The sequence below is a fragment of the Stenotrophomonas maltophilia group sp. Smal13 genome (assembly GCF_030236855.1).
Taxonomy (GTDB): Bacteria; Pseudomonadota; Gammaproteobacteria; order Xanthomonadales; family Xanthomonadaceae; genus Stenotrophomonas; species Stenotrophomonas maltophilia_A.
This window is the reverse complement of the sequence record NZ_JASJSQ010000061.1, coordinates 1-23,563: the sequence shown is the minus strand read 5'-3', so window position 1 is coordinate 23,563 and position 23,563 is coordinate 1. Positions and strand designations below refer to the sequence as shown.

The 23,563-nt window shown below is 62.9% G+C and carries 27 protein-coding genes and 1 pseudogene; 10 read left to right on the top strand and 18 right to left on the bottom strand.

Features of this window, described 5'->3' with window-relative positions; translation table 11 throughout:
* Positions 1 to 354 carry a site-specific integrase gene (locus QRO95_RS17825; protein ID WP_285303123.1) on the bottom strand — a complete coding sequence of 118 codons (354 nt, stop codon included), beginning with the start codon at positions 352 to 354 and terminating at the stop codon, positions 1 to 3.
* A 71-nt stretch (positions 355 to 425) separates the two neighbouring features.
* Here QRO95_RS17825 and istA point away from each other — a divergent pair, with 71 nt between their 5' ends.
* Positions 426 to 1,952: an IS21 family transposase gene (gene istA / locus QRO95_RS17820; protein ID WP_285303122.1), complete on the top strand. Its 1,527-nt coding sequence runs from the start codon at positions 426 to 428 to the stop codon at positions 1,950 to 1,952.
* Complete coding sequence (gene istB, locus QRO95_RS17815) at positions 1,945 to 2,760, top strand: IS21-like element helper ATPase IstB (RefSeq protein WP_285303121.1); 816 nt, start codon at positions 1,945 to 1,947, stop codon at positions 2,758 to 2,760. Before istA ends, istB begins: the two co-directional genes overlap by 8 nt.
* 49 nt (positions 2,761 to 2,809) lie before the next feature.
* On the opposite strand, the gene QRO95_RS17810 is transcribed toward istB, so the two are convergent.
* From QRO95_RS17810 to QRO95_RS17740, 15 genes are all read right to left on the bottom strand, one after another.
* Positions 2,810 to 3,727: a CorA family divalent cation transporter gene (locus QRO95_RS17810; RefSeq protein WP_285303120.1), complete on the bottom strand. Its 918-nt coding sequence runs from the start codon at positions 3,725 to 3,727 to the stop codon at positions 2,810 to 2,812.
* A gap of 5 nt (positions 3,728 to 3,732) precedes the next feature.
* Positions 3,733 to 4,269, bottom strand: a complete 537-nt coding sequence (locus QRO95_RS17805) for an MOSC domain-containing protein (RefSeq protein WP_034054001.1) — start codon at positions 4,267 to 4,269, stop codon at positions 3,733 to 3,735.
* 23 nt (positions 4,270 to 4,292) lie between these two features.
* Positions 4,293 to 4,739: a hypothetical protein gene (locus QRO95_RS17800; RefSeq protein ID WP_008647292.1), complete on the bottom strand. Its 447-nt coding sequence runs from the start codon at positions 4,737 to 4,739 to the stop codon at positions 4,293 to 4,295.
* A 13-nt stretch (positions 4,740 to 4,752) separates the two neighbouring features.
* A complete protein-coding gene (gene egtD / locus QRO95_RS17795) occupies positions 4,753 to 5,730 on the bottom strand; it encodes an L-histidine N(alpha)-methyltransferase (protein WP_034053995.1) in 978 nt (325 codons plus the stop codon).
* The gene (gene egtB, locus QRO95_RS17790; RefSeq protein ID WP_197022694.1) at positions 5,727 to 6,935 is read right to left on the bottom strand and encodes an ergothioneine biosynthesis protein EgtB; all 1,209 of its coding nucleotides are present in this window, start codon (positions 6,933 to 6,935) and stop codon (positions 5,727 to 5,729) included. Before egtB ends, egtD begins: the two co-directional genes overlap by 4 nt.
* A 21-nt stretch (positions 6,936 to 6,956) precedes the next feature.
* Complete coding sequence (locus tag QRO95_RS17785; RefSeq protein WP_042797684.1) at positions 6,957 to 7,718, bottom strand: FAD-binding oxidoreductase; 762 nt, start codon at positions 7,716 to 7,718, stop codon at positions 6,957 to 6,959.
* On the bottom strand, positions 7,711 to 8,319 hold the full coding sequence (locus QRO95_RS17780) for a sulfite oxidase-like oxidoreductase (RefSeq protein ID WP_008647302.1): 609 nt from the start codon (positions 8,317 to 8,319) through the stop codon (positions 7,711 to 7,713). The genes QRO95_RS17785 and QRO95_RS17780 overlap by 8 nt, the downstream gene beginning before the upstream one ends.
* Before the next feature lie 17 nt (positions 8,320 to 8,336).
* Entirely contained in the window at positions 8,337 to 9,746 is a 1,410-nt protein-coding gene (locus QRO95_RS17775) for a mercuric reductase (protein ID WP_034053982.1), read from the bottom strand.
* Positions 9,743 to 10,024, bottom strand: coding sequence for a DUF427 domain-containing protein (locus tag QRO95_RS17770; RefSeq protein WP_285303119.1), 282 nt, complete (start codon positions 10,022 to 10,024; stop codon positions 9,743 to 9,745). Before QRO95_RS17770 ends, QRO95_RS17775 begins: the two co-directional genes overlap by 4 nt.
* A gap of 32 nt (positions 10,025 to 10,056) precedes the next feature.
* On the bottom strand, positions 10,057 to 11,277 hold the full coding sequence (locus QRO95_RS17765; protein WP_008647313.1) for a bifunctional alpha/beta hydrolase/OsmC family protein: 1,221 nt from the start codon (positions 11,275 to 11,277) through the stop codon (positions 10,057 to 10,059).
* Positions 11,274 to 12,245, bottom strand: coding sequence for a peptide-methionine (R)-S-oxide reductase MsrB (msrB, locus tag QRO95_RS17760; RefSeq protein ID WP_232092421.1), 972 nt, complete (start codon positions 12,243 to 12,245; stop codon positions 11,274 to 11,276). Before msrB ends, QRO95_RS17765 begins: the two co-directional genes overlap by 4 nt.
* Before the next feature lie 36 nt (positions 12,246 to 12,281).
* Complete coding sequence (locus tag QRO95_RS17755; RefSeq protein WP_074423286.1) at positions 12,282 to 13,814, bottom strand: YdiU family protein; 1,533 nt, start codon at positions 13,812 to 13,814, stop codon at positions 12,282 to 12,284.
* 4 nt (positions 13,815 to 13,818) lie between these two features.
* Positions 13,819 to 14,307: a peroxiredoxin gene (locus tag QRO95_RS17750; protein ID WP_034053978.1), complete on the bottom strand. Its 489-nt coding sequence runs from the start codon at positions 14,305 to 14,307 to the stop codon at positions 13,819 to 13,821.
* 85 nt (positions 14,308 to 14,392) lie between these two features.
* Positions 14,393 to 14,902 carry a peptide-methionine (S)-S-oxide reductase MsrA gene (msrA, locus tag QRO95_RS17745; RefSeq protein WP_008652077.1) on the bottom strand — a complete coding sequence of 170 codons (510 nt, stop codon included), beginning with the start codon at positions 14,900 to 14,902 and terminating at the stop codon, positions 14,393 to 14,395.
* Between the two features lie 124 nt (positions 14,903 to 15,026).
* The gene (locus QRO95_RS17740) at positions 15,027 to 15,878 is read right to left on the bottom strand and encodes an AraC family transcriptional regulator (RefSeq protein ID WP_052157284.1); all 852 of its coding nucleotides are present in this window, start codon (positions 15,876 to 15,878) and stop codon (positions 15,027 to 15,029) included.
* A 69-nt stretch (positions 15,879 to 15,947) separates the two neighbouring features.
* Between QRO95_RS17740 and QRO95_RS17735 the strand changes: the two genes are divergently transcribed.
* Together QRO95_RS17735 and QRO95_RS17730 are read left to right on the top strand one after the other, a co-directional pair.
* Complete coding sequence (locus QRO95_RS17735) at positions 15,948 to 17,807, top strand: glutamine--tRNA ligase/YqeY domain fusion protein (RefSeq protein WP_197970338.1); 1,860 nt, start codon at positions 15,948 to 15,950, stop codon at positions 17,805 to 17,807.
* Positions 17,808 to 18,292: 485 nt separating this feature from the next.
* Positions 18,293 to 19,144: an isocitrate lyase/phosphoenolpyruvate mutase family protein gene (locus QRO95_RS17730; RefSeq protein ID WP_197970337.1), complete on the top strand. Its 852-nt coding sequence runs from the start codon at positions 18,293 to 18,295 to the stop codon at positions 19,142 to 19,144.
* A 317-nt stretch (positions 19,145 to 19,461) separates the two neighbouring features.
* On the opposite strand, the gene merR is transcribed toward QRO95_RS17730, so the two are convergent.
* On the bottom strand, positions 19,462 to 19,896 hold the full coding sequence (gene merR / locus QRO95_RS17725; protein ID WP_285303118.1) for an Hg(II)-responsive transcriptional regulator: 435 nt from the start codon (positions 19,894 to 19,896) through the stop codon (positions 19,462 to 19,464).
* Between the two features lie 71 nt (positions 19,897 to 19,967).
* Here merR and merT point away from each other — a divergent pair, with 71 nt between their 5' ends.
* The 6 genes and pseudogenes from merT to QRO95_RS17695 all read left to right on the top strand — a co-directional run.
* A complete protein-coding gene (gene merT / locus QRO95_RS17720) occupies positions 19,968 to 20,318 on the top strand; it encodes a mercuric ion transporter MerT (protein ID WP_015272416.1) in 351 nt (116 codons plus the stop codon).
* A gap of 15 nt (positions 20,319 to 20,333) precedes the next feature.
* Positions 20,334 to 20,609: a mercury resistance system periplasmic binding protein MerP gene (gene merP, locus QRO95_RS17715; protein WP_000732290.1), complete on the top strand. Its 276-nt coding sequence runs from the start codon at positions 20,334 to 20,336 to the stop codon at positions 20,607 to 20,609.
* Between the two features lie 71 nt (positions 20,610 to 20,680).
* Complete coding sequence (merA, locus tag QRO95_RS17710; protein ID WP_031943937.1) at positions 20,681 to 22,366, top strand: mercury(II) reductase; 1,686 nt, start codon at positions 20,681 to 20,683, stop codon at positions 22,364 to 22,366.
* Between the two features lie 17 nt (positions 22,367 to 22,383).
* A complete protein-coding gene (merD, locus tag QRO95_RS17705; protein WP_000995360.1) occupies positions 22,384 to 22,749 on the top strand; it encodes a mercury resistance co-regulator MerD in 366 nt (121 codons plus the stop codon).
* On the top strand, positions 22,746 to 22,982 hold the full coding sequence (gene merE / locus QRO95_RS17700) for a broad-spectrum mercury transporter MerE (protein ID WP_003132004.1): 237 nt from the start codon (positions 22,746 to 22,748) through the stop codon (positions 22,980 to 22,982). Before merD ends, merE begins: the two co-directional genes overlap by 4 nt.
* Positions 22,979 to 23,107 (top strand): annotated as a pseudogene (locus tag QRO95_RS17695) (Diguanylate phosphodiesterase); the annotation flags it as partial. The gene merE and the pseudogene QRO95_RS17695, both read left to right, overlap by 4 nt.
* 253 nt (positions 23,108 to 23,360) lie before the next feature.
* Here QRO95_RS17695 and QRO95_RS17690 read toward each other — a convergent pair.
* A partial coding sequence (locus QRO95_RS17690; RefSeq protein ID WP_285303117.1) for a hypothetical protein occupies positions 23,361 to 23,563 on the bottom strand: 203 nt, incomplete at its 5' end.

Sequence of the window (23,563 nt, the reverse complement as noted above, 5' to 3'; positions counted from 1 at the left end):
TCAGACGCTCGACTTGAGCTTTTCCGCCACCCTGATCCGCTCGGACATGTCGGCTTTCACATAGATGGCGGTGGTGTTGATGTTCTTGTGTCCCAGCAGCCCTTGCACCACGCTGAGATCACCTTCGGACGACTTCAGCGCCTTGTGCGCGTAGGTGTGGCGAAGCCAGTGGGTGGAGGCCCGCATGAAAGGCCCCTTGCCCTCGCCCGGTTTTTCACCAGCGGTGGCAGAGCACATCGCAAAGAATCCTTTGAGGATCTGATACAGCATTTGGGCGGACAAGGCACCGTTTTCGTTGACGGTGTACTTGTGTTGATGCATTTCCAAAGCTGGGCCATTTCGGGACGTGTTCACGTTGAAATCTGAGCCACGTTGCCGCTCTATCGTGCTGAGTTTTTCAGCACGGGGGAGCAGGAGTGATCAACGTGAGCACATTGAGCAAGTTGCGCCGCCTCGTGCTGAGGCAGGACGTGTCGGTGCGCGAGGCCAGCCGCAGGCTGGGCATCTCGCGCAATACAGCCACCAAGTGGCTCAAGGACGGACAGATGGTCGAGCCCCGATACCCGCAACGGGTGTCGGCCCCCAGCATCCTGGACCCGTACAAGGAGCAGTTGAGCCAATGGCTCAAGGCCGATAGCCATCGCAGCAAACGCGATCGGCGCGGGATCAAGGCGATGTTTGAAGCGCTGCGGGCGCAGGGCTACAGCGGCAGTCGGGGGCCGGTGTACGCCTTGGCCCAGCGCTGGCAGCAAGAGCAAGGCAACGCGTCACGCGGCGCGGGGTTTGTGCCGCTGAGCTTCGAGTTGGGCGAGGCATTCCAGTTCGACTGGAGCTGTGAGTACCTGTTCATCGGTGGGCTGCGCCGCCGCCTGGAGGTGGCACACACCAAGCTGGCGGCCAGTCGCGCCTTCTGCCTGGTGGCGTACTACAGCCAGGCGCACGAGATGCTGTTCGATGCACATGCGCGGGCGTTCGCTCTCTTCGGTGGCGTGCCACGGCGGGGCATCTACGACAACATGAAGACCGCGGTCGACAAGGTCGGCCAGGGCAAGCAGCGCAGCGTCAATGCGCGCTTCGAGGCCATTACGGGGCACTACCTGTTCGAACCGGAGTTCTGCAACCGGGCCGCTGGCTGGGAGAAGGGAGTCGTCGAGAAGAACGTCCAGGACCGGCGCAAGGACATCTGGCGTGAGGCCAGTGAGCGGCGCTGGGGATCGCTTGACGAGCTCAACGACTGGCTGGAGCAAGCCTGTGTGAAGGCCTGGGGCGAGATGAGTCACCCAGAGTGGGGGCACCTCACGGTGGCCGATGTCTGGCAGGACGAACGTGCACGTCTCATGCCCAACCCCCGGGCGTTTGATGGCTATGTGGAGCAGCCGGTGCGGGTCTCTGCCACTTCGCTGATCCACTTCCAGCGCAACCGCTACAGCGTGCCATGCGAGTGGATCCACGCGGTGGTCAGTCTGCGGGCCTACGCAGATGGCCTGCTGGTGGTCGGTCCCGATGGGCGACAGGTGCGCCTGCAGCGCAGCTTCGAGCGGGACCAGACGCTCTACGACTGGATGCACTACATCGCGCTGATCGAGCGAAAGCCCGGTGCGCTGCGCAATGGTGCGCCCTTCAAGACCATGCCCGAACCCCTGCAGGAGTTGCAGCGCCAGCTGCTGCGCCACAGCGGTGGCGACAGGGTGATGGCGCAGGTGCTCATGGGGGTGAGCCTGCACGGGTTGGAACCTGTGCTGGTGGCGGTGGAGCTGGCACTGCAGTCGGGGCGAGTGAGTGCCGAACACGTGCTCAACGTGCTCTCGCGCCTGCAGGAGCAGCGCATGCCCGAGCCACCGGTGACCACCATGCTCACGCTCAACACGCCGCCACTGGCCAACCTGCAGCGCTACGACGCGCTGCGCAACGCCCAGCCTCACGAGGCCTCACCGGAGTCCGACCATGCATGACCTCATGGATGCCTTCAAGGCGCTGGGCTTGTACGGCATGGCCAGTGCCTGGCCGGAGGTGCTGGGCACTGCACGCATGAAGTCGCTGGATCACGAGGCCGTGCTGCACCAGCTCATCAAGGCCGAGACCGCGCAGCGCGAGGTGCGCTCCATGGCTTACCAGATGCGCGTGGCGCGGTTCCCGTCGCATCGCGATCTCGCCGGCTTCGACTTCGCCCACACGCCCATTGATGAGGCCTTGGTGCGCCAACTGCACACCCTTGGCTTCGTGGACTCGGCCCATAACGTGGTGCTGGTGGGTGGCCCCGGCACAGGCAAGACCCACCTGGCCACCAGCCTGGGGATCGAGGCCATCCGCCTGCATGGCAAGCGGGTGCGCTTCTTCTCCACGGTGGAGCTGGTCAACGCCCTGGAACTGGAGAAGGCGCAGAACAAGTCCGGGCAGTTGGCACACCGGTTGATGTACGTCGATCTGGTGATCCTGGATGAACTGGGCTACCTGCCGTTCACGCAGTCGGGCGGTGCGATGCTGTTCCACCTGCTCTCCAAGCTCTACGAGCGAACGAGCGTGGTGATCACCACCAACCTCACCTTCTCGGAATGGAGCAGCGTCTTCGGCGACGCCAAGATGACAACCGCATTGCTCGACCGCCTCACGCACCATTGCCATATCGTGGAGACGGGCAACGAGAGCTGGCGCTTCAAGCATTCCAGTGCCGCTGGCGCGGCACCACCAAAGCAACGCAGCAAAGCTCAGAAAGGAGATCGAAAAACAGCAGACTCGATAGACTTATCCACAACCGAGTAGCCAGAACATCCATCAACCCAGTGGCTCAGTATTCGACGTGATCACTGGCTCAGTTGTGCTGATGAATCAACACAACACTCATTAGTAAGCAAAGACCTACCAACACCCAGAAGCCATTGGTGGCATCTGCGAACGGCAGTCCCAGAAGATTGGCGCCAAACAGGCCAGTGACAAAGTTCAAGGGCAAGAAGATTGTGGATACCACGGCAAAAACATAAGAGCTTTGATTCAGCTGTCGCTCCTGAATGCGGTTTGCCTGGTCACTGAGGATATCGATACGGTCACGCAAATTCTCCAGCGTTTCGAGCAACCGCAACAGCTGGTTCAGGTGCTCCTCCAGTCGGCCTCGGTGATTTATATTCAGCGGCGGGACGACGAGAGTTGTCAACGTTTGAAGAACGGCTCGCTGGGGGCCAAGATGACGAAGAAAGCCAGAGATCGCGGTCTGGGTATTGGCCATGCTCGGGCATGCCGCTTCCGTCTGGTGCTGAACCAGAAGGCCGCCGATCAGATCCACCCCATCCTCCAGCATCTCGACCTGCTCGGAAACTTCCGCGAGGTGCTCTTCGATGAGATCGCAAAGGAAGTCACCTGGCGTTGCAGGGCCGCGCCCCTGAGATATGTCTTCTGCAAGTTCGAGGATGGGATCCACATCCTCCTCGCGGGTCGTGATAACCCGACGCTCATCAATCCAGATTCGCATGGACACCATGTCCTCTGGATGCCCCACTCCATCAGCTCTCAGATGCATCGCTTTGAGCAGAACCATCACACCCTGCCCGTGGACGCGCAACCGCGACCGGGTATCTTCAGAGACCATCGCTGCGGCGATCAGCTTGTCCAGGCCGGTCGCGCTCGAGAGAAAACCTTCCGTCTCGCGGTGGTGGATGCACATGTGCAACCACGACGCACCGCCGGTCATCTGGAGAAGATGGAGGAACCCAGGCGTACGCTCTGCTTCGATCATGGCTCTCAGCCCACGGTGGATTCAACGTCAAGGTTAACGGTATCTCCAACCCGTAGCACGCCACCTACGACGATCCGTGCCGTGGCGCCCCCGTGACCACGCAGCGCGGCGTAACCGCCTTCACCGAGCTCGTCCTCCATGCGTGAACAAGGAGGACATGGCCCCGTGATTTCAATGCGGACCGAACCGCCAATTCGCCAGACAAAGCGCTCTTCCCGGAAAGGTGAATGCATCGCGGCGATGTTGATCCCCGAGATCACGAGGTTGCGCCGCAAACGCTCCGGGGCAATTGGGGCTTGCCCCGTCCAGACCCCGAGCAAGCTGAGGTGCTCAGCCTGGATCAGACTCAGCTCGCGATGGCGTTGCGCATCCGACTGACGAAGCCGCAGGGAGCGGTGATCGCCAATCAGCCCGAGACCCGGTTCGGCCCTGGCCTCCTGCACGGACACAGCGTCCTTGAGGCGATCCGGGCGCAGAACGATGGCACCAAGTCGACCTGTGCCATGAAAGCGCCGGACCAAGTCGCGCAGCGTGCCGCCCATCGTTCAGACTCGAATGAGGTGCATCACAAGACTTCCTCTATGTGCAGTTCGCGTTGCCGGAAGCTGACAACATCACCGGCTCGGGCATCTGCGATCGCTGCGTAGATGGGCGCCTGGGTGGAAATTCCCATGTAGGTGTTGCCGTCGCACTGGAAGGCATCGCTAGCAACCGCAATCACGAACCAACGCCCGTCGATGCGAACCACGGCGCCTGTCTCCACCGAATCCCGGGGACCGAAATCGATCTGACGTAAGACTTCCAGGGCCTCCTGATGATCGTGAATGGGGCATTCGAACGCCTGCGCCAGAGCGGCATTGTTGACGGCCCGCGACGCCGCATCGCTTTCACTGGGTTCATCTCCGCGGCCCGCCGCACCGACCAGGTATTGCGCATAGGTCTGTTCAGCAAACCGCAGGCGCCCTTCGGCAAGGTCCAGCATGGTCTGGCGCAGATGGGTCTTGTTGCTCATTAGGACTCCTTTTTCAGGTCGACGTTTGTTGCGTTGGGGTGAACGGTAGCCGGTGCCAGACGGTGATGGCGTACCAGCCTCGGGGGTCGGTCAGGGTGCAGGTGTTGTCAAACCCGCTTCGGCGTGCGAGGTGTTCGATTGAAGCCAGGGAGTATTTCTGGGATTGCTCTGTATAGATGGTCTCCCCGGCATGGAATACAAACCCTCGGTCAAGGGTTCTGCTGTGGACCACCTGGTCAACTTGGCTCACCAGAAAGCTTCTGGCCACGTGTTCCAGCGGACAGTAGCTGGCGTAGTGCCGAAATTTCGTCAGATCGAAGTCCATGCCCAACTCGCGATTCAACCGCGTCAGCAGATTCAAATTGAACGCAGCGGTCACGCCCTGTGAATCGTCGTATGCTGCGCGCAACATGGCCGGGTCCTTGACCAGATCCAGACCAAGCAGCACAAGGTCACCCGGGCGCAAATGCGAATGCACCCGCTGCAGCAGCTTGACGGCACCGTGTTCGTCGAGGTTGCCCAGATTGCTGCCCAGCAACATTGCAACCTGGCGTCGCCCTTCGGCAATCTGAGGCCAATGCTCGAAATAGTCTCCCAGCACCGGTTCGATGGCCATGCGGGGGAGGTACGTGTCAAAGCGGCGGCTCAGATCCGCTAGGGCGTGTGCGGACACATCCATAGGCCTGTAGATGCAATCCACTTCACGTTGCGCCAGTGCCTGGCACAGCGACAGCGTTTTGGCCCCGTCGCCGCTGCCCAGTTCAATCAGATCGATCGGGCTGCACCGAGGATCTATCCACCGGGAAAGCTCATCCGCGCGTGAGCGCAGCAGCTCGTGCTCAAGGCGTGTGAGGTAGTACTCGGGCAGCGCCATGATCTGCTGAAACAGGCGCGAGCCCTCATCGTCGTAGAACCAAGCGGATGAGAGCGCCTTCTGTGGTCGCGTCAACCCTTGCAGAACATGCTCCGTCAGTCTGTCCCGATCAGTCATGCGGACTCCCGCGAGCGAACAGGACGGATGCCCGTGAACTGCCAACGCAACGGAGCGTGAAAGAAGTTCCGGTATGTCAAACGGGCGTGGCCCGGCGATGTGGCCCAGGACGCTCCGCGCAAGACCTGCTGGTTCACCATGAACTTCCCGTTGTATTCGCCCACTGCGCCCTCGCTGCGGGCAAAACCGGGATAGGGCTGATAGGCACTGCGCGTCCATTCCCATCGACGCCCCCAGTCGAACCGGCTTGCCGCTGCTTCCCACTCGAACTCGGTGGGCAATCGCCACCCCGCCCAATCGCAGAAAGCGTGTGCCTCGTAGTAACTGACATGCGTGACTGGTGCCTGACTGGTCAGCGGCATCACCCCCTGGAGCGTGTAATGACCCCATCCGTCAGGCTGGTTAGGGTCGGGCTGCCAGTACATCGGCGCACGGAATTTAAGCGTTTGCACCCAGTCCCAGCCTTCCGCATGCCAGAGCGAATGGCGCTGATATCCTCCGTCGCGCATGAACTGAAGGTATTCATCATTGGTGACTAGCGCCACACGGATGTCTACTCCTTGAATGAGCGCCAAATGCGATGGCGACTCGTTGTCGAAGGCGAACCCTGGCCCCTGGTGGCCCATGCGAATCGTCTGCCCTTCGACGCTAAGCCAATCGTCCAGTGGTGGGCAGGTTCCATCATGTTCGGCCGTCACATCTTGGGGACCGATGCCCAGAGGGTCATACGCCGGATGCAATGGGTTGTGGCCCAGGATGTACTTGATGTCTGTGATCAGCAACTCCTGATGCTGTTGTTCATGCTGCATGCCCAGCTCTACCAAGGCCGCGACCGCGGGCTCCAGTGGTTCCTTCAGCATACGGCGCATGGACTCGTCCACATGCGCGCGATACGCCATCACCTCAGCCACCGTCGGGCGACTCAAGCTCCCTCGCTGCGGGCGTGCCAGGTGAGCGCCCTCCGATTCGTAGTAGCTGTTGAACAGGTAGCCATACAGAGGATGGAACAGTCGATAGTCCGGCTGTTGTTTCGCGAGGACAAAAGTCTCGAAGAACCACGTGGTGTGGGCCAAGTGCCACTTCGGCGGACTGACGTCGGAAACCGGTTGGGGAACATGGTCCTCGGCACTCAGAGGGGCACACAGACGTTCGCTGCGCGAACGGACAGAGACGTATCGGGTTAGGCGGATGTCTTCAGGTGTCACGGCAGATGAGAAAAAAGAGAGTCAACTTCCGAAGCGCTCGGTGCGGATGGAGACCTCGGGCACATTTAGCCCGGTGACCATATGAACGATGGACTCGACAAAGTCATTACGCCCGCAGATGAAAACCTGCGCAGATTCGGTCGCCACATCACCCAATTGCTGCAATGCCCAAGCAACATCGGCTCCATCAATGCGGCCAACGTGGTCCTGTGCGCGCGGGGCACAGGTATCCCGCGAGAGCGCCAGTCGGCTGCGAAACCGCGGCGTAAACGCTTCCCATCGCTGCAGGGTGGGCCAGAGCAACACTTCGTCAAGATGGCGTGCGGCAACCAACAGCGTTGTATGCGCTTGGCTGTATGCACCCACGCGTTGCGCTGCCATGGACAAAAGGGGAACGACGCCAGATCCTCCCCCAATCAGCAAGGCTGGTCGTGTGTTCGACTCGTCAAGCACAAAATGACCTCCAACCGGTCCGAGGACTTCAATCGTTTCGCCGTGCTGGGCCTTGTCGTGAAACCAGGTGGATACTTCGCCATCGTCCAAACGCTCAATGCCAAGCTCATAGAGCCCGGTACGTTGAGGAGGTGAGAGGAGTGAATAGCTCCGTTGTGCCTGATAGCCGTCTTCCGCTGTCAGTCGGACATCCAAATGCTGGCCCGGCCTCGGGCGAACCCATCTGTCAGGACGCAGCACCACCCGCATGACGCGTGGAGTCAGTGCCTGCAACGCATCGATGCGTGCGGTCTGCCAGCTCAGCCGGTGTTGACCAACAGCCTCATCCATAGCGCTCTTCCTTGAAAGGGTCGCCTCGCATGTGATAGCCCCGCAGTTCCCAGAACCCGGCCTCGTCGCGCTCGTTGAACTGCAGCGCATTGACCCACTTGGCCGACTTCCAGAAGTAGAGATGCGGCACCAACAGGCGTGCCGGTCCCCCGTGCTCGGGCGCGAGCGGTCGGTCGTCGTAGTGCGTTGCGATCATTGCGCGCCCTTGTGTCAGATCGGCCAACGGCACGTTGGTGGAGTAGCCGTCCTGAGAATGCGCCAACACCCAAGGCGTGGGCGCTTCCAGTCCGGCCGCCTGCAACAAGGTGTCCAACGTCACACCGCGCCAGCGGGTGTCGAATTTCGACCAGGTGGTAACGCAATGGATATCGACCACCTGCTCGGTCTGGGGCAGGGCCTGGAATTCGCTCCAGGTCCAAACGCGAACCGGCCGCACACCGACCTTCAAGGTCAAGCGCCAATCGCCAAGCGCCAAGGCTTTTGGGGTGGGGCCCGCAGTCAGCACGGGAAAACCTTCCGTCAGGGACTGTCCTGGCGGAAGTCGACCGCCGTGGTTGTGGACATCGCGATTGCGGCCGCTGAATGAGCGGTTGATGGGCATGGTGTGGGTCCTCCGGCTCACCCAGAACTTGCGGTCAAGGGCTTGCGTCGATCAATGATGGTGGGCAGGAACTCGGTGACCGTCGGGTGAACGGGCAATGCATCCCGGACCAACTTCCAGGTGCCGCCACTGGCCATCACCAGACCGATCGCCTGAATGATCTCGTCCGACTGGATCCCGAGCATGGTCGCTCCGAGGAAATGACCACTGTCCTCATCGATGAGGAGCTTGATCTTGCCCACGGTTTCGCCTTCTTCCTTCGCGCGACTGACGTCCTTCATGGCGTGAACCGCCTGGGAAATGCGTCGCCCTTCGGTCACGAGTTTTCGCGCGTCGGCCTCATAAAGACCGACGTGGGCCAGCGGAGGATCGGTAAACATGGCATAAATGCCGACGCGCGCGGCGGCGCTGCGTTGCCCTCCGGCCAGGTTCTCCGCCACGATGTCCTGATCGTGGTAGCTGGTGTGGGTAAAGGCCCCGCGCTGATTGATGTCACCCAGCGCCCAGATGCCGGGAACCGCGGTTTCGAGCCGGTCGTTGGTGACCAGGTAGCCTCGCGCACTGACCTCCAGGCCCACCGTTTCCAGGCCCAGACAGTCGGTGTTCGGTATTCGCCCGGTGGCCACCAGCAGGTGGCTGCCATCCACGCTGCGGCCACCAGCCAACTGCACCCGCACGCCAGCGTCGTTGTCCGCCTTGCCGACCCGCTCAATGCGCACGCCGGTGTTCACTTCGATGCCTTCCGCTGTCAGCATTCCGGTCACAGCGGCTGCAATGTCCTCGTCCTCGCGGGCCGTGAGGCGGGGCCCTGTTTCCAGAATGGCAACCTCACTTCCCAGCCGCCGAAAGATCTGAGCCATCTCCAGGCTGATGTATCCACCGCCGATGATCACCAGCCTGGACGGTAATTCACGCAGCGCCAACAGCCGTTCGTTGTCCAGGAACGGCAGCTCGTCCAGCCCAGGCACCGGCGGAACAAAGGGACGTGTGCCGGTGTTCAGCACCACCTTGGGCGCCACCAGCTGATGCTCGCCGGCCAGCACCACGAACTGTTCGCCTTCACGGCCCGCCAGGCGACCGCGCGCCTTGATGATGGTGAGTCCTTCCAACTGGCCCAGCCAGGCCTGCAGGCCAGAGCGAGCCTCCTCCACCCGGCGTTGCATGCGCTCCATCGCTGCCCTGAAGTTGACCTGGACCGACCCGGTTTGCACACCGAATTCGCTGGCCCGGCGCGCCATGTGAGCCACACGAGCCGACTTGCGTAGGGTCTTGGTTGGGGTGCAGCCCCGATTGACACAGGTACCACCCAGGTCACGCTCCTCGATGAGCGCCACCTTCATACCCCGGGCAACGAGTGTCGCGCCCAGAAAGGGACCGGCCTGACCGGCTCCGATCACGATCGCGTCGAACCTCTGTTCCCCGCTCATGGCCGCACCTCGACACCGCGCCAGAACGCCACCCTGCCGGTCACCGCCTCCGCACCAGCCTTGGACGACGGGTAGTACCACGCCGCGTCAGCGTTCACGTCTTCGCCGACCACGACGTCGTAGTAGCTGGCCCGCCCCTTCCATGGACAGGTGGTGTGCGTATCGCTTGGTTTGAAATGTTCCGGGCGCAACGCGTCGTGTGGGAAATAGGCGTTGCCTTCAACTTCCACGATGTCATCGCTCTCAGCGATGGTGGTGCCTTTCCAGATGGCTCTCATGCTCCGTCTCCTTCGTTTGTGTGTGGTTGGGATCAGTCCCGAATCAGTGTGGTGGTGATCACCGGATGGTTCTCCAGCGTTCGATGCACGGGGCAACGATCGGCGATGCGCAACAGGTCCTGTCGCTGGCTTTCACTCAACGGTCCGCTCAGCAGGAGCTGCCGCGTGACGTGGTCAACCTGTCCCGAGCGATCCCCGCACTCCTGGCAATCGGTCGCGTGCGCGCGCTCATGACGCAACCTGACCTGGACATCCTTGAGCGCATAGCCTTTTCGCTTGGCGTACTGGCGCAATGTCATGGACGTGCAGGCGCCCAGCGACATCAGCAGAAGTTCATAAGGATCGGGCCCGCGTTCGCCACCACCCACTTCCTTGGGCTCATCGGCGTCGAGGTGGTGCGGACCTGCTCGCATCGATCGCCAGAAGGCGTGATCGTGCTCCCCCACCCACACCTCGCCCGCACGAAGGTCCGACGGCGCATCGTTTCGCTCGGCTCGCATCGGCAGAAACCGCGAGGCCCAGGCGCCAATCAGGTCAGCCGCATACTGCGCATCGGCCGGGCGCGTGAGCAGATGGTCCGCATCGTCCAGGCTGATGAAACTCTTAGGATGTCTGGCCGCCTTGAACAGGTCCTGTGCCTCGCCGATGTCCACCACCGCGTCACTTGGCGCGTGCATAACCAGCAAGGCCGCGCGAAGCCCCTTGACCGGGTTCTCGTGGGCTTGGGCCTGGAGCTCTTCAATGAAGGCCGGCGCGATCCTGAACGCCCGGCCGCCCAGGTCGACCTGGATCTGCCCATCCTCTTCGGACTTGGTCGGACCGAAGTGACGAAGCACATGGTCGGCCGTCGCGGGTGCGCCCAGCGTGCAAACCGCCCGTATGCCGTCGAGGCGGGCAGCCGCCGCGATGGCCGCCGTCCCCCCCAGGCTGTGTCCGACCAACAGTGCAGGCATGCCGATCGTGCTCTGCATCCAGTGCACCGCCGCCACAATGTCCGCCACGCTGGACGAAAAGCCACCGCGCCCGAAGTCGCCTTCGCTCTCGCCCAGACCGGTGAAATCAAAGCGCAGCGTGGCGATGCCCTGCTGAGCCAGCGCCCGGCTGATGCGGGTCGCGGCGAGAGAGTTCTTTCCGCAGGTAAAGCAGTGGGCAAACACCGCCAGGGCTTGTAACGGTGCATGGTCCGGGCGTTCCAAGACACCCACCAGCAGACCCTGGCTGCTGCCAGCGAAGCCTACCTTTTCGCTGCTCATGCTTTCTCCAGTGCCAGGGCGTTGATGCAGTAGCGCAGACCGCTGGGCTTGGGTCCGTCGGGAAACACGTGACCCAGGTGGGCGTCGCAGACGTTGCACGTCGTCTCCACCCGCACCATGCCGTGGCTGTTGTCTCCGTGATAGCCCACCAGACCCGGGGCAATGGCCTGCGTGAAGCTGGGCCAGCCGCTGCGGCTGTCATATTTGGTCGACGCATCGAATAGTTCAGTGCCGCAGCACACGCACCGGTAGATCCCGGGCGAAAACAGCGTACACATCGAGGAGCTGTGCGCCCGTTCGGTGCCCTTGAGCCGCGTGATTCGGAACTGCTCGGGCGTCAGCTGTTGGGCCCACTCGGCTTCGCTGCGCTCAACTCGGCGCGGTGGCGTCGGGTTGCCCGTTTCCACCAGTTGAATCACTCCTTTCCAAGTCAACATGTCGGGCCCAGGCTCCGGTGCCGCCGGTTCGTTTTCCAGCCGCTTGAGAAAGGTGACGAGCTTGTCGGCGTCGATTCGGAAATGGTTGTAGACCACTCTGCCATCGGGATCGATCAGGATGAACCAGGGTGTGCCGCCGTTGCGGTAGCGGCGCATCAGCTCCGAACCCGCGCCGTCCTGTTCGTCACCGGCGTCGTGCCCGAAGGGAATGCCCAGCGCGTAGCGGGAGTGATTGGCCAGCATGCGCTCCCAGGTGTTCGAACCGAAGTCCTCGAACACGGTCTGGACTGCGGCGAACCCGACGAAGTCGCTCCCCCGAAACGCGTCGACCACCCGGGCAAGCGCCGGAAAGCCGGTCGCATGGCACCCCGGGCAGGCGTCCTGAAAACAGAAGATGAGCTTGAACCGGCCGGGCATGCGGTCCAGGTCGAAGTGTTCCAGCGCCTGGCCCGACGCGTCCACCCACCGGGTCACACCCAGGGGAGCGGCCGCTTCGCCAAGGACACCGGGTTCCTGTTTCGTTGTGGTCATGCGAAGTCTCCTTTCAGAAATCGTTGGGTACCCCAATCAGGTGCCGCAGAAGGTGCGGTGGGCTGCGGCCACTTCGGGCGAGGCCGGCAGCGTGAATGGCCGCGCGGACTCCACCGTCTCGTACGGCCGCCCCAGCACCGCCAGCAGGCGCTCGAACGGACCGAGGTCGGCCTCGTCCACGGCACTCGACAGCGCCGCCTCCACCTGGTGATTGCGCGGGATCACGAAGGGATTGACCGACCACGCCGTTGCGGCGCAGTCCTGCAAGGTCCTTCCCTCCCGGGCCATGCGCTGGCGCCAGCGCGCCAGCCAGTCCGAGAGCGCCGGGCGCTCCCGTCCGAACAGGTCGTGCAGTGCGGCATCCGGCCCCGTGATGGCGTCGGACAGGAGGCGGAACGCCAGCGTGAAGTCCACCTTTTCCCGCTGCAGCAGCTGCAGGAAGTCGTCCGCCAGGGCGCGGTCGTCCGGCTCTTCAGCGGCCAAGCCCAGCTTGGCGCGCAGCTGCCCGGTCCAATGCCGGTCAAAGCGCACGGCAAACCCGGCCACCACCTGTTCCACCCGTTCCACGACGTCGATATCGCGGGCGTCCAGAACCGGCAGCAACGCTTCGGCCAGACGGGCCAGGTTCCATTGCGCCATGGCCGGCTGCTGGCCGTAGGCATATCGCCCCTGACGGTCGATCGAGCTGAACACCGTGGCCGGATCGAAACCCTCCATGAACGCACACGGACCATAGTCGATGGTCTCGCCCGAAATGCTCATGTTGTCGGTGTTCATCACCCCGTGGATGAAGCCCACGCCCATCCAGCGTGCAATCAGCTGCGCCTGCCGCTCACAGACGGCCTCCAGCATCGGAATGGGCTTGTCGGAAAGCTTGGCGAGGGCGGGGTCATGCCGCGCCACGGCATAGTCAAGCAGCCGCCGAAGCATCACCTCCTCCTCCCGCGCCGCGAAGAACTCAAAAGTGCCCACCCGCAAGTGGCTGGCCGCCACGCGCACCAAGATCGCCCCGGGGGGCGAGCCCTCGCGGTTCACCCGCTCACCGGTCCGGATCACCGCCAGCGCACGCGTCGTGGGAATGCCCAACGCGTGCATGGCCTCGCCCATGAGGTACTCGCGCAGCGCCGGGCCCAGTGCCGCCTTGCCATCGCCACGGCGCGAAAACGGCGTACGGCCCGACCCCTTGAGGGCCAGGTCCCGACGCTGTCCTGCCGTGTCGATGAGTTCCCCGAGCAGCAAGGCGCGGCCATCCCCCAAGTGTGGCGAGAACTGGCCGAACTGGTGTCCCGCGTAGGCCTGCGCCAGCGGCGCCGCCTCAGCCGGCATTTCCACGCCGGACAGCCACGCCAGACCGGTCGCAGACTTCAGCGTCGCCGGCTCCAGCCCCAGCTCCAGCGCCAGGGCGTCGTTGAACTGCACCCAGGCCGGGGCCGGGGACGGCTCGGGCTTCCAAGGCACATAGAACCCCTGCATGTCCCGGAAGAAGCTGTTGTCAAACGGCAGCCGAAACGCCGGGCCCGTCCCCGGCGTCTTCGGCTCCGACACGGCCTTTGGTGTGGACGCACGCATGACTTCAGGCCGCCTTGAGACCATCGTTCGAAGCGCCGAACGCCCCGATCAGCTGCCGCTCGTCGAGCTCGAAGTCGCTGTAGAGCACCTCGTCCAGCGGATCGATCACCAAAAACCACGGCGTGCCGCGCGTCCCGTAGTCCGCCATGAGCGACGACGCGCGTCCGATCGCAGGGTCGTGTCCGAACGGAATGTTCAAGCCGTAGCGCAACTGCGTCTCGCGCAGGCGCTCGAAGGTGTTGGACTCGGCGCCCTCGAACACGGTCTGCACCGCGGCAAACGCGAAGCCGCGATCGCCCAACGCCTTGATCAGCTTCTGCAGGGTCGGAAAGCCATGGCTGTGGCAGCCCGGACACCAGTGCTGGAAGCAGAAGATCACTTTGAACCCGTCGCCCAGATCGGACAGCTTCAGCGGTGCCATGCTGCGCCCTTCGCCGTCGATCCACCACGGCACCCGCAGCTCGGGCGCCTGTTGAATGCACCGGGATTGCATCACCATCTCCTCAGGAAAAAAACAGACACACCGGGTCGGCCCGCCCACTGGCGCGCCGACCCCCACCGTTCTTGAGCGTTGGCCGTCAGCCGATCTCGCGTCGCGGCAGCTTCCAGCCCGCACGGGGGTAGTGGCAAGTGTAGCCGTTGGGGTGCTTGACCAGGTAGTCCTGATGCTCGGGCTCGGCCTCCCAGAACGGCCCCGCGGGCGCGAGCTCGGTGACCACCTTGCCCGGCCACAAACCCGAGGCATTCACATCGGCAATGGTCTGCTGCGCCGTGGCCAGCTGCTCGTCCGAGGTGTAGAAAATGGCCGACCGGTAGGAACTGCCGCGGTCATTGCCCTGGCGCCCCGGGGTGCTCGGATCGTGGATCTGGAAGAAGAACTCCAGCAGGTCGCGAAAGCTCGTCTGCGTGGGGTCGAACTCCACCTCCAACGCCTCGGCGTGGGTGCCGTGGTTGCGGTAGGTGGCGTTGGGCACATCGCCGCCGCTGTAGCCCACACGGGTGCGCAACACGCCAGGCAGCTTGCGCACCAGGTCCTGCATGCCCCAGAAACAACCGCCGGCCAGGACTGCTTTTTCGCTCGGGTTCATCGTGATCTCCTTCAAAGTTCTGCCTCAAGGCATTGAACCTGAAGTCGGGTCCGTTCGGCACAGCACAACGGCATTCGGCGTCCGCATCACGCCACCGATCGTCCAGAACCAGGGCGCGATGGACCTACGGCTGACTCAGATGCTCCATCTGCCAAGCGCTGGGCGATTGCCCCGAGGCCCGTTGAAACGCTCGCGCGAATGCGGTGGCATTACCGTAGCCCACCTGAGAGGCCACCGCCTTCACTGCCTGCCCTTGCGCGAGTAGGTTGCGGGCAACCGCCATGCGCCAGTGGGTCAAGTAGGTCAACGGCGGTATGCCCACCACCTGGACAAAGCGCAGGGCAAAGGCAGACCGGGACAGGTGCGCCAGCTCCGCCATGCTGTCAAGCGTCCAGTCGTGCTCTGGCGATTCGTGCAGCATGGACAGCACCACACCCAGACGGCTGTCGACCATGGCCTCCAGCACACCGCCGGACAGCAGTTGCCGATCAATCAGGTGACGCACAAGCACCACGAAGGTGTATTGCAGCAGGCGGTCGATCGCTGCCCGATAACCAAAAGCACGTGCCTCGGCCTCCTCGAACAGCAGCTCTACCGGTCGCTGCAGCGATGACGTGGCGGTCAAGTCAATCACCGTGACGTCCGGCAAGATCATGTCCAGCGGCGGCGCCAATTCACTGAGGGTGGCGCACATCAGGTCCACCCCCTGCGGCCCTGAGCCCTGAACCCAGTGCTCCAACGCGCGGGGAAGCAACAGCACGCTGGGCGCCCGCACGTTCAGCGGCGCAAAGCCCTTGCGCGTCAGTTGCAGCTCGCCGCGACTCAGCAGGTGCATCGTCCCCTGCTTGAGGCCGTCAGCCTCGGATCCCTGCGTCAGGGTACAGAGATTTCCCGAGAAAAACATGCGCGCCGTGGGGGTGAACCGTAACAGCTGGTTCAGCAGAGAGGCGTTCGGCAAGGGAGTGCTTTGGTTCAAGCGCGTGACACCTGTTGTGGGTTAGACCTTGATTATCTTGGAGCTTCCGCCTCTCCTTAGAATGACTGCATGCCCCCCCCGTCCCTTTCGTCCAGCATCTCTCGACACCACCAAGCTCCCGCAGAAATTGAGGGCCAGGCGCTCAGGACGTCAAACTTCCTGCGCCAGGTCATTGAAAAAGACCTCGCCACCGGCACCTACGCCCAGCGCCAATGGGGCGGCGGCCCGGGTGATGCCGCCTTCCACGACGCCGGCCAGCCCGACCCGGCCAAGATCCGCACCCGCTTCCCGCCCGAACCCAACGGCTACCTGCACGTGGGCCACGCCAAGAGCATCTGCCTGAACTTCGGCCTGGCGCGCGACTACGGCGGCGTCTGCCACATGCGCTTTGACGACACCAACCCCGAGAAGGAAGAAAAGGAGTACGTGGACTCCATCCTCGACGCGGTGCAGTGGCTGGGTTTCAACTGGGAATCCAACTTCAACGGCAAGCAGGAAAGCCACCTGTACTACGCGTCGAACTACTTCGACTTCATGTACCGCGCGGCCGAATACCTTATCACCGCCGGCCACGCCTATGTGGACGAGCAGACAGCCGAAGACATGCGCATCAACCGCGGCGACTTCGGCAAGCCCGGCGTGGACAGCCCCTTCCGCAGCCGCAGCCCGGAAGAGAACCTGGCCCGCTTCCGCGAGATGCGCGACGGCAAACTGGCCGACGGCGCCGCCGTGCTGCGCGCCAAGATCGACATGGCCTCGCCCAACATCAACCTGCGCGACCCGGCCATCTACCGCATCCGCCGCGCCACGCACCACAACACGGGCGACGCCTGGTGCATCTACCCCATGTACACCTTCGCGCACCCCATCGAGGACGCGCTGGAGCAGATCACCCACAGCATCGCCACGCTGGAATTTGAAGACCAGCGCCCGTTCTACGACTGGTTGCTGGAGCGTTTGTGCGAAGGCGGCCTGCTCAAGGCCCCACCGCCGCGGCAGTACGAATTTGCGCGCCTGAACCTGACCTACGTGATCACCAGCAAGCGCAAGCTGGCGCAGCTGGTGAACGAGAAGAAAGTCAGCGGCTGGGACGACCCGCGCATGCCCACCATCGTCGGCCTGCGCCGCCGCGGCTACACGCCCGAGGCCATCCAGCTGTTTGCCGAACGCATCGGCGTGACCAAGAGCGACTCCTGGATCGACTACAGCACGCTCGACGGCTGCCTGCGCGAAGACCTGGAAAACAAGGCCCACCGCGGCATGGCCGTGCTTGACCCCGTCAAGCTGGTGCTCACCAACTGGGCCGAAGTGTTCGGCTCTGACGGCTACACCGAAGACTGCACCCAGCCCGCCCTGCCCCACAGCACCATTGCCGAAGGCCAGACGCCGCCGCCTGACCGCGTCTTCAAGATCGGCAAGGACGTGTGGATCGAACGCGAAGACTTTGAAGAAGTGCCGCCCAAGGGCTACAAGCGCCTGTTCCCAGGCAACGTGGTGCGCCTCAAAGGCGGCTACGTCATCGAATGCACGGGTTGCGCCAAAGACGCCGAAGGCAAAGTGACCGAAGTGCACGCCAAGGTCATCCCCGGCACCAAGAGCGGCACCCCCGGCGCCGACAGCGTCAAGGCCAAAGCCGCCATCACCTGGGTGGGCAACGCCGACGGGGTGAGCGCCGAAGTGCGCCTGTACGACCGCCTGTTCACCGACCCGCAACCCGACGCGGGCGGCAAGAACTTCCTGGACGCGCTGAACCCCGACAGCCTGAAGGTGGTGACGGCGGTTGTGGAGCCTTCACTGGCTGCAGCGAAGCCAGACCAGAAATTCCAGTTTGAGCGCCACGGCTACTTCGTGGCCGACCGTGCGGACCACGGGGTGGGCGGGAAAGTGGTGTTCAACCGGGTGACGGGGTTGAAGGATCGTTGGAATTGATCGCTATTCCCACTCTGTGCTTGCTTAATGCCTCGTACAAATCGTCTTTGTTGAAGACATCGCCTTGCACCACTTCACTCTCAGAATCTGGGGGTAGCTATCTACTCCGTTTTGGCGAGTAGGTGAACAGATCCGGAACAACGCGCGGTTGACACGGCCACATAGGAGTTGCGGAGCGTTTGCCCGGTAAACCTGTCTTGAATCGTCCCGAGGAGATTCGAACGCGCTGCCTAAAGCAACCACGCAAGCAACGTGAGCCGTTTTTCGACACCGACGAATCTGTGCATGCGCTGGTTATGGTCGAAAAGTGAGGCGCTCTACCAAATCGCAAAAACGGCAGGAAGTACATGGGTGTGTGGCATACCTCCCCCGACAACAGGGCGCACGCTTTACGACAAGTTGATGCGGTGTCTGGGCGAGATTGCCCATACGCACGATACCGACTGAAGTACCCGCCACCAACTTCGGCGACTAGGATGGCCATAATGAGCCAAATCCAACGGGGTCTACGGTTCCAGCAATTGCACACTGCCGAGGCCATCTTTCTGATGCCCAACGCTTGGGACGTTGGTAGTGCGCTGATGCTCGCGTCCTGCGGCTTTCCCGCTATCGCCACTACGAGTGCAGGCGTGGCTTTCTCGCTGGGATTCCCTGATCAAGAAGCTGCTGTGAGCAGGGAGACCATGCTGGATCGCGTGGGGTCCATTGCTGCGGCAAGTCCACTTCCTGTCTCCGCCGATCTCCAGTCGGGCTACGGTGCGAGCCCTGAAGAGGTTGGAGAAACCATCGCGGCTGCGATTCGTGCTGGTGTGGTGGGCGCGAACATCGAGGACTACAGCGGCAATCCTGCGCAAGCCCTGTTCGACAGAGAGCACGCTGTCGCGCGCGTTCGGGCAGCAAGACGCGCCGCGGACGCGTCGGGAGTTCCTTTTGTTCTGACGGCCCGATCCGATGTCTACCTGACTGGTGCGAGCAATGTTTTTGCAGAGGCCGTCGAGCGATGCAATGCGTACCGAGAGGCGGGTGCGGATTGCCTCTTTGTGCCGGGGGCTTCCGACCCCAAGACCATCGAAGCGCTCGTCCGGGAGATCAATGCCCCCCTCACCGTGGTCATGGGCCTGACAGGTTCACCTCTCACCGTGCCCCAACTCGGATCTTTGGGCGTTCGACGGGTCACCGTGGGCGGCAGTTTGGCTCGTGCCACTTTCGGCTTGATTCGAAGGGCGGCGCAAGAGATGGCCGCGTCTGGAACGTTCTCATACGCCGACCAGCAAATCCCCGACGCGGAGCTATCCCAGTTCTTTGAAGATCAGCGTGGCTCTGGCTTCGCCATGTAGGCGTACAGTTCAACGGTGGACCGGACACGGGTGTGGGCTGGGAATCGGCTCGTAGCCCAGATCGACAGTCACGAGTCGAAAAGTGAGCCGTCACGTTTTTTCACTTTTCCTGGCAAGGATCCCGGTTTTTTTCACTATCTGTGTCACTTGGGACGTGATCGTTGACAAGGTTGCTGAAAAACCCCTTGAAGATCAACGGGTCACTTTTCACTTTCTCTGTCATCCGACAGTTCTCGTGACAGCTCTTTGACTAGGCTTTCTAAGGGGTCGTCTCAGAAAACGGAAAATAAAGCACGCTAAGGCGTAACTACCCTCGGCTACACCGCGTCGGCACCACGCGGCTCTTTCTCCCCTTGCAGCGAAGCAATCAGCGGGCAAGAAACGTTCCCTTGCCGCGCATGGCAGGCGAACACAAGTTCGGATAGCACGGTTTCCATGCGCGCCAGGTCGGTCATTTTTTCGCGCACGTCCTGAAGCTTGTGCTCGGCCAGGCTGCTGGCTTCCTCGCAGTGGGTGCCGTCATCCAGCCTCAGCAGCTCTGCGATCTCGTCGAGGCTGAATCCGAGCCGCTGGGCTGATTTCACGAAGCGCACCCGCGTCACATCCGCCTCGCCATAGCGGCGGATGCTGCCATAGGGCTTGTCCGGCTCCGGCAACAAGCCCTTGCGCTGATAGAACCGGATTGTTTCCACGTTGACCCCGGCCGCCTTGGCGAAACCGCCAATAGTCAGATTCTCCAAATTTTTTTCCATATCGCTTGACTCCGTACATTGGTACGGAAGTAAGCTTAAGCTATCCAATCCAGATTTGAAAGGACAAGCGTATGTCTGAACCTCAAAACGGGCGCGGGGCGCTCTTCACTGGCGGGCTAGCCGCCATCCTCGCCGCGGCTTGCTGCCTGGGGCCGCTGGTTCTGATCGCCCTGGGGTTCAGCGGCGCTTGGATCGGCAACTTGACGGTGTTGGAACCTTATCGCCCGATCTTCATCGGCGCGGCGTTGGTGGCGCTGTTTTTCGCCTGGCGGCGCATCTACCGACCGGCGCAAGCCTGCAAACCAGGGGATGTGTGTGCGATTCCCCAAGTGCGCGCTACTTACAAGCTCATTTTCTGGGTCGTGGCCGCGCTGGTTCTGGTCGCGCTCGGATTTCCCTACGTCATGCCATTTTTCTATTAATCACAGGAGTTCATCATGAAAAAACTGTTTGCCTCTCTCGCCATCGCTGCCGTTGTTGCCCCCGTGTGGGCCGCCACCCAGACCGTCACGCTGTCCGTACCGGGCATGACCTGCTCCGCTTGTCCGATCACCGTCAAGAAGGCGATTTCCAAGGTCGAAGGCGTCAGCAAAGTTAACGTGACCTTCGAGACACGCGAAGCGGTTGTCACCTTCGATGATGCCAAGACCAGCGTGCAGAAGCTGACCAAGGCCACCGAAGACGCAGGCTATCCGTCCAGCGTCAAGAAGTGAGGCACTGAAAACGGCAGCGCAGCACATCTGACGCCCTTGTCTGCTACCACAAACGAAAAAGGATCTGTCGCATGACCCATCTAAAAATCACCGGCATGACCTGCGACTCGTGCGCGGCGCACGTCAAGGAAGCGCTGGAAAAAGTACCCGGCGTCCAATCTGCCATAGTGTCCTATGCCAAGGGCGCGGCCCAGCTCGCCCTTGATCCAGGCACAGCGCCGGACGCACTGACCGCCGCCGTGGCTGGCCTAGGCTACAAAGCGATGCTCGCCGATGCCCCGCCGACCGACAACCGCACTGGGCTGTTCGACAAGGTGCGCGGCTGGATGGGTGCCGCCGACAAGGGCAGCGGCGGCGAGCGCCCGTTGCAAGTCGCCGTGATCGGCAGCGGTGGAGCCGCGATGGCGGCAGCACTGAAGGCCGTCGAGCAAGGCGCGCAGGTCACGCTGATTGAGCGCGGCACCATCGGCGGCACCTGCGTCAACGTCGGTTGTGTGCCGTCCAAGATCATGATCCGCGCCGCCCACATCGCCCATCTGCGCCGGGAAAGCCCATTCGACGGCGGCATGCCACCCACACCGCCGACGATCTTGCGCGAGCGGCTGCTGGCCCAGCAGCAGGCCCGTGTCGAAGAACTCCGTCATGCCAAGTACGAAGGCATCCTGGACGGCAATTCAGCCATCACCGTTCTGCACGGTGAAGCGCGTTTCAAGGACGACCAGAGCCTTATCGTTAGTTTGAACGAGGGTGGCGAGCGCGTCGTGATGTTCGACCGCTGCCTGGTCGCCACGGGTGCCAGCCCGGCGGTCCCGCCGATTCCGGGGTTGAAAGAGTCACCCTACTGGACTTCCACCGAGGCCCTGGCGAGCGACACCATTCCCGAACGCCTTGCCGTAATCGGCTCGTCGGTGGTGGCGCTGGAGCTGGCGCAAGCCTTTGCCCGGCTGGGCAGCAAGGTCACGGTCCTGGCGCGCAATACCTTGTTCTTCCGTGAAGACCCGGCCATCGGCGAGGCGGTGACAGCCGCTTTCCGTGCCGAGGGCATCGAGGTGCTGGAGCACACGCAAGCCAGCCAGGTCGCCCATATGGACGGTGAATTCGTGCTGACCACCACGCACGGTGAATTGCGCGCCGACAAACTGCTGGTTGCCACCGGTCGGACACCGAACACGCGCAGCCTCGCGCTGGACGCAGCGGGGGTCACTGTCAATGCGCAAGGTGCCATCGTCATCGACCAAGGCATGCGCACGAGCAACCCGAACATCTACGCGGCCGGCGACTGCACCGACCAGCCGCAGTTCGTCTATGTGGCGGCAGCGGCCGGCACCCGTGCCGCGATCAACATGACCGGCGGCGATGCGGCGCTCGACCTGACCGCAATGCCGGCCGTGGTGTTCACCGATCCGCAAGTGGCGACCGTGGGCTACAGCGAGGCGGAAGCCCACCACGACGGGATCGAGACCGACAGCCGCACCTTGACCTTGGACAACGTGCCGCGTGCGCTCGCCAACTTCGACACACGCGGCTTCATCAAGTTGGTTATCGAGGAAGGCAGCCATCGGCTGATCGGCGTACAGGCGGTCGCGCCGGAAGCGGGTGAACTGATCCAGACGGCGGCTCTGGCCATTCGCAACCGCATGACGGTGCAGGAACTGGCCGACCAGTTGTTCCCCTACCTGACGATGGTCGAGGGGTTGAAGCTCGCGGCGCAGACCTTCAACAAGGATGTGAAGCAGCTTTCCTGCTGCGCCGGGTGAGAAAAAGGAGGTGTTCAATGAACGCCTACACGGTGTCCCGGCTGGCTCTTGATGCCGGGGTGAGCGTGCATATCGTGCGCGACTACCTGCTGCGCGGATTGCTGCGCCCGGTGGCGTGCACACCAGGCGGCTACGGCTTGTTCGATGACGCCGCCTTGCAACGGCTGTGCTTCGTGCGGGCGGCCTTCGAGGCGGGCATCGGCCTCGACGCGCTGGCGCGGCTGTGCCGGGCGCTGGATGCGGCGGACGGCGACGAAGCGGCCGCGCAGCTTGCCCTGCTGCGTCAGTTCGTCGAGCGTCGGCGCGAAGCGTTGGCCGATCTGGAAGTGCAGTTGGCCACCCTGCCGACCGAGCCGGCACAGCACGCGGAGAGTCTGCCATGAACAACCCCGAGCGCTTGCCGTCCGAGACGCACAAACCGATCACCGGCTACCTGTGGGGCGGACTGGCTGTGCTGACTTGCCCCTGCCACCTGCCCATCCTCGCTGTCGTGCTGGCCGGCACAACCGCCGGTGCTTTCCTCGGCGAGCATTGGGTCATCGCGGCGCTCGGTTTGACCGGCCTGTTCCTTCTGTCCCTGTCGCGGGCGTTGCGGGCATTCAGGGAAAGAGAATGAGCGCTTTCCGGCCGGATGGATGGACGACGCCGGAACTGGCCCAAGCGGTCGAGCGCGGGCAGCTTGAACTGCACTACCAGCCCGTCGTCGATCTGCGCAGTGGTGAGATTGTCGGCGCGGAAGCCCACAAGGCCGACCAGGCAGCGCCGGCCCTCTATGGCCCCGAGAAGGGGCCAGAAAGGCCCGCCAGGGCCTCGTAGCCTAGCGGCGAGGGCCACCGGCCCGGTGAGCGTCGGGAAGGCGCTGGAAGCCCGCCAGGGGCGAGACGGGCGGCCGTGGCCGCCTGGCTCGATGCGTAGCACGACATAGCCGGTTCTCGCGGCCGCCGGCCGGGAGAATCCCCCGCAGCTTGGCCCCTCAAATGTCAAAGAGTGGATCTCATCGTCGGAAGTGGCGATGCGAGATCCAGCGGCGGCCGTCATCGTCGGAACTGGCGATGGGGCCCTCGGGGCATCGTTGGATGTGGCGATGGTCGACCGTGGCCAGGACGTGGCCAGCCTCGCCGGAAGTGACGATGCTGCAGCTCGGGGTCGTCTCAGAAAACGGAAAATAAAGCACGCTAAGCCGGTTGCAGCTGCCGT